The sequence below is a fragment of the Xenorhabdus yunnanensis genome, assembly GCF_028598805.1.
In the GTDB taxonomy this organism is placed as follows: domain Bacteria; phylum Pseudomonadota; class Gammaproteobacteria; order Enterobacterales; family Enterobacteriaceae; genus Xenorhabdus; species Xenorhabdus yunnanensis.
In genome coordinates this window covers 1-4075 of the sequence record NZ_JAQRFI010000107.1, presented here as the reverse complement: position 1 = coordinate 4075, position 4075 = coordinate 1, and the positions used below count along the sequence as shown (strand labels likewise).

Sequence of the window (4075 nt, the reverse complement as noted above, 5' to 3'; positions counted from 1 at the left end):
TTAAATTTTGTTTTCATGTATAATTACCTCTGTAAATGTGTTGTTGAGAGGGACTTGCATACTTCCTCTCCGTCGTTAAATCGACAGCTCAAGTTGCATTTCAGAAGCCTCAGTTGTTAGCGCAACTGGGGTTTTTCTTTTTATCTTGCCCTTACGTTCCAGAGCCTGAATTAATCGTTCAGCGTGCTCCCCCTCAATGACTACGACGGGTTTGTTATCAGATTCAGATAACTCAGCCGCCCCCTCTGGCAATCCCAGCTCCACAACCATTCTGCTAGCCAGTTTTACTATCCGGCTCTTTTCCCGGCTCAATCCCGTTGGGTGAATCCCCATTTCTTTAGCTAATGGGCTGTTTCCCGTTTCCGCGGCTGATTTGAACCAAAATGTTTCCAGCGCTTGAGCTTTACACGTAACGCGAGTATTGCGAGTTTTTGCGACTTCCATCTGCTACAGTTCCTAATGTTTAGTTTTGGTTAATGTTTGTTTAGTTAAATGAATAGATAATCAGCTATCCTGAGATAGATAGTTAATAAACACGATCATGGCATTATGATGTCGGCCTGTACGGGATTGATATGCTCCTGCATTCCCCGATTGCCTGAGAATAATTCTCGGCGCTATTTCGGTTTGCTAGGGTTCACCAATAGCCTGTCGTGTGGGCAGATTATTAAAGAGCGTTGAATGATTACATGTATCTTTGCGGATATAGGATCTGCATTTCGTCAATCATTCCTTTATAAAATTGAGATAATTTTTCAGCCATCTCTAAAGATGCTGCCTGATTAGCTCGCTCTAGTCGGCTCAAGTTGCCAACGTCACAATTAATTGCTGCTGCAACCTCGGCAATTGTTAGCTTGTTCTTGAGCCTAATTCTTCGTAAAGGCGTTTGCATATTCAGCTCCTTTTAAATGCGCTATACGCATATTATTACACAAAACAAATATGCGCAAGGCGCTTTGAGTGAAACGCAAAAATTGAGTTCAATGACAAAATGAAAATCGGTTCACGCATAAGAAGTCTTCGTAAAGCGAAGGGAATGACAATTCTCGAATTAGCCACTGCTATAAATAGTGATGTGGGCAACATCTCCCGCCTAGAGAGGGATAAACAAGGCTATACAGACACGACTATTTCTAAGATATCTGGAGCTTTGGGGGTTACAGTGGCTGACTTATTTGTTGAAGAAAAAGATAATGCATCTATGAATAAAACATCATTACATAAATGCAAATACTTTAAAGTGGAGTCGTTGAATGTGGAGGCTAGCGCTGGACACGGTGTATCCACTAGCGAATTCGTAGAAACAATAGGATCAATAGAGTACACAACGGACGAAGCAAAGCTTATTTTTGGTAACAGGGCTGCCAGTGCTGTGAAAGTTATATCCGTTAAGGGTGATAGCATGACTGGAACAATTGAATCTGGCGATCAAATATTCGTTGATGTTTCAGTAAATTTCTTTGATGGAGACGGCATTTATGTATTCTCTTTCGGAAGAATGTTGCACGTAAAACGGCTGCAAATCCAAAAAAATAGGTTAGCCATTTTGTCAGATAACCCAAATTATGAGACTTGGTATATAGACGAGAGCGAAGAACCGCAATTGCATATACAAGGAAAAGTCATTATCAGCCATTCCCATGTCTACAGGAGACATGGATAAGATAAGTTCCTGCCCCGAAAGGGGCTTTTTTGTACCTTTCATCTATTCCAACCTTAAATATGCGTGACTATGGTCACAAAATAGATACTCCATAAAAATTTTTTCCTTTTATATTTCATTTGGTTAATAGATATATGTACTTACACATAAAAATATGCGCTTGACGCATATGCTTTGTGCGCATATATTAAATTCATCAACGGCACGGAGCCAAACGTAAAAGGAAGTCCGCTCTTTAACAATATAAACCCCACACGACAGGCAACTGACGAGCCCTAGCAAATTGAAATAGCGCCGGATAGTTACTCAGATTATCGAGTAATCATTCAGGCAATCGGGCAAGACAACCAACCCGTAAAGGCTCACTCGTTATGATGTTATGTCGTTATCAACCAAAGAGGAAATTAATCATGGTTTAGCAAAGCGGATAGACCGCAGGCCAAATAGAGCCACCACGGTAAAGCAGCAAGAAAGCCAACTTGCACCGGTTATTAGCGGCAAAGATGCGACAGGAACTCAAGGCATGAGCGCGACCACTGCGAGAGTGTGGTTGATTGACTGTAGGTCATTCAATGAATGGCCTATGGTGAGTTAATTAACGGAGAAATTCCATGAACGAGAAAGATTACTGGCTGGAAAATGCTCTCGACAATTTCTTTTTTCAGTCTCGGCAGCAACAGTGCGAGGATTTCCGAAATAACCGCCAGCCAAAACAACGCATGACCCAGCAGGAACGCGATACGGTTAACGTAGTCAGCAGTTTTGTTACGACAGTTAACGGTGCTCCATCGAAAAAACCAATTTCAACCAAAACCAAATCCCGTTCTCGTCTAAGATCGGGGGCTGTTACAGCAAGAGTTTAAACAACAGGAGATAGACATGAAATTTGAAAAATTACCAGAAGCAGTTCAGTTAATTGCTGCTCATACTCTAAAAGCTATGATAGAGCAAAATAATGCGAACAAGGAACTAGCCAAAGAAATGGCTAGTTCGATTAGTGATGCATTTACTGCTTTGTATGAAGATAATTAGCGCGAGGATGTGATGGACAATCAAAAACTAAGTATTAAGGCGTTAATATTCCTTAATAGGAAATTAACGATGGAAAGTGAAACGGATAAAGATGAATTCTGGTTAGAATTATCCGCTTCACTTGGCTGGATTAAATTTACTCGGATGAGACCTAATCAAGAAACTTTCCTAGCCACTGAGCTACGTTCGGTATCTGAGCAAGCCCCTTGTTCACCAATTCAAGTGCGACGTGTTTTGTGGTCTCGTAAGGAAGCTGTTTTAGCTGAGTTAGGAATCGCTGCTTATCTTCGGGGTCTTGAACAGTAAGTTCTATCAAGTTAGCAAGTTGTTGAATTGCATCATGGTGAAATTTGATGGTTGTGACGTTTAAGATGGCACTTAATCCGCCGTCATCCAACATAAAATCTATTCCTTTTTCAGTCGCTCTTATGGAATTAAGAAGATGATATGATGACAAGATTTTATAATTTGTATACTTATCGTAATCAATAGTAATAACTTTATGCTCAACTAAATATACAATATTAGCTCTAACTTTCTTTTCTTCATCGGGATCGAGTCTAGCTAATAACAATTCATGAAATTGCTTGGCATCTGTTGTATCCGGGTGTGCTTCAATTGCTTTCTCTAAAATAAGCTTCTGCATATCCCTATCAAATTTAGACATTTGTTCAGACCTTATTAGCGTTGGGGAGAGCAAACTATAGCCGTTTTCTTTGCGTTGGGGAATGCGAGGAACCACTGCCGCCTGAGGTGGTTAAATATGCAGGCACAATAATAACTAATAGTGAGGATGTGAAGATGGAAATAATGAAATCAAAGCAAGTCGTCATTATGTACAGAACGGCAAATCAAGTTTCCAGAGTATCGAATGAGTTGGCAGGTTCTTATATGTACTTTGCGCGTGCTCAGGATGCTATAGATACCGGATTATTTTGCCAAAAGATTATCCTCGATTATTGGGATGGTGATGATAAATTCGATTTTCTCGAAAAGAGATTTGAAATTAAAAACAGGTGTGACCTTACGCAGGGTGAAATAGGGATTGCAGGTTAACTAACTCCAGCTCATTCCAAATAAACAATATTAATTCTGAAAGGAAATAAAAATGACTACAGTAATGAAATTTGTGGCTGAACATAAAGAAAAATTTGAACGTTATCGTCAGTGGGCTATATCCGAAGCGCCGCGTTCTGAAATTCGTCGTCGTTTGGCAAAACTGTGTTGGGTCGAACGTAAGTACTATCGTGAATGGGCGGCTCTCAGTTGACTAACTCCAGCTCATTTCCGAGTGGGCTGTGGTGAGTTAATTAACAACCTCGCCAATGCGGGGTTTTTTATTACCTGAATTAATAGGAGAGTGTAATGAGTGAGAAAAAA

General features: G+C 40.4%; 9 protein-coding genes. 6 read left to right on the top strand and 3 right to left on the bottom strand.

Annotation, left to right across the window (positions count from 1 at the left end; translation table 11 throughout):
* Window positions 1-75: 75 nt before the first annotated feature.
* Entirely contained in the window at window positions 76-444 is a 369-nt protein-coding gene (locus PSI23_RS20540) for a hypothetical protein (RefSeq protein WP_273556816.1), read from the bottom strand.
* Between the two features lie 241 nt (window positions 445-685).
* On the bottom strand, window positions 686-892 hold the full coding sequence (locus PSI23_RS20535; RefSeq protein WP_273556815.1) for a helix-turn-helix domain-containing protein: 207 nt from the start codon (window positions 890-892) through the stop codon (window positions 686-688).
* A 99-nt stretch (window positions 893-991) separates the two neighbouring features.
* Between PSI23_RS20535 and PSI23_RS20530 the strand changes: the two genes are divergently transcribed.
* The 4 genes from PSI23_RS20530 (at window position 992) to PSI23_RS20515 (ending at window position 2695) form a co-directional block, all read left to right on the top strand.
* The gene (locus PSI23_RS20530) at window positions 992-1663 is read left to right on the top strand and encodes an XRE family transcriptional regulator (protein ID WP_273556814.1); all 672 of its coding nucleotides are present in this window, start codon (window positions 992-994) and stop codon (window positions 1661-1663) included.
* 379 nt (window positions 1664-2042) lie between these two features.
* Window positions 2043-2258 carry a hypothetical protein gene (locus PSI23_RS20525; RefSeq protein ID WP_273556813.1) on the top strand — a complete coding sequence of 72 codons (216 nt, stop codon included), beginning with the start codon at window positions 2043-2045 and terminating at the stop codon, window positions 2256-2258.
* Window positions 2259-2274: 16 nt separating this feature from the next.
* Window positions 2275-2526, top strand: coding sequence for a hypothetical protein (locus PSI23_RS20520; RefSeq protein WP_273556812.1), 252 nt, complete (start codon window positions 2275-2277; stop codon window positions 2524-2526).
* Window positions 2527-2542: 16 nt separating this feature from the next.
* A complete protein-coding gene (locus PSI23_RS20515) occupies window positions 2543-2695 on the top strand; it encodes a hypothetical protein (RefSeq protein WP_273556811.1) in 153 nt (50 codons plus the stop codon).
* A gap of 151 nt (window positions 2696-2846) precedes the next feature.
* Here PSI23_RS20515 and PSI23_RS20510 read toward each other — a convergent pair whose 3' ends face one another.
* Complete coding sequence (locus PSI23_RS20510) at window positions 2847-3362, bottom strand: hypothetical protein (protein ID WP_273556810.1); 516 nt, start codon at window positions 3360-3362, stop codon at window positions 2847-2849.
* Window positions 3363-3496: 134 nt separating this feature from the next.
* Here PSI23_RS20510 and PSI23_RS20505 point away from each other — a divergent pair, with 134 nt between their 5' ends.
* Both PSI23_RS20505 and PSI23_RS20500 read left to right on the top strand, forming a co-directional pair.
* A complete protein-coding gene (locus PSI23_RS20505; protein WP_273556809.1) occupies window positions 3497-3751 on the top strand; it encodes a hypothetical protein in 255 nt (84 codons plus the stop codon).
* Between the two features lie 52 nt (window positions 3752-3803).
* Entirely contained in the window at window positions 3804-3965 is a 162-nt protein-coding gene (locus PSI23_RS20500) for a hypothetical protein (RefSeq protein ID WP_273556808.1), read from the top strand.
* Window positions 3966-4075: the final 110 nt, after the last annotated feature.

Coding starts and splice junctions, on each gene's coding strand:
- PSI23_RS20540 (WP_273556816.1), bottom strand. CDS start 444: ATGGAAGTCGCAAAAACTCGCAATACTCGCGTTACGTGTAAAGCTCAA.
- PSI23_RS20535 (WP_273556815.1), bottom strand. CDS start 892: ATGCAAACGCCTTTACGAAGAATTAGGCTCAAGAACAAGCTAACAATT.
- PSI23_RS20530 (WP_273556814.1), top strand. CDS start 992: ATGAAAATCGGTTCACGCATAAGAAGTCTTCGTAAAGCGAAGGGAATG.
- PSI23_RS20525 (WP_273556813.1), top strand. CDS start 2,043: ATGTCGTTATCAACCAAAGAGGAAATTAATCATGGTTTAGCAAAGCGG.
- PSI23_RS20520 (WP_273556812.1), top strand. CDS start 2,275: ATGAACGAGAAAGATTACTGGCTGGAAAATGCTCTCGACAATTTCTTT.
- PSI23_RS20515 (WP_273556811.1), top strand. CDS start 2,543: ATGAAATTTGAAAAATTACCAGAAGCAGTTCAGTTAATTGCTGCTCAT.
- PSI23_RS20510 (WP_273556810.1), bottom strand. CDS start 3,362: ATGTCTAAATTTGATAGGGATATGCAGAAGCTTATTTTAGAGAAAGCA.
- PSI23_RS20505 (WP_273556809.1), top strand. CDS start 3,497: ATGGAAATAATGAAATCAAAGCAAGTCGTCATTATGTACAGAACGGCA.
- PSI23_RS20500 (WP_273556808.1), top strand. CDS start 3,804: ATGACTACAGTAATGAAATTTGTGGCTGAACATAAAGAAAAATTTGAA.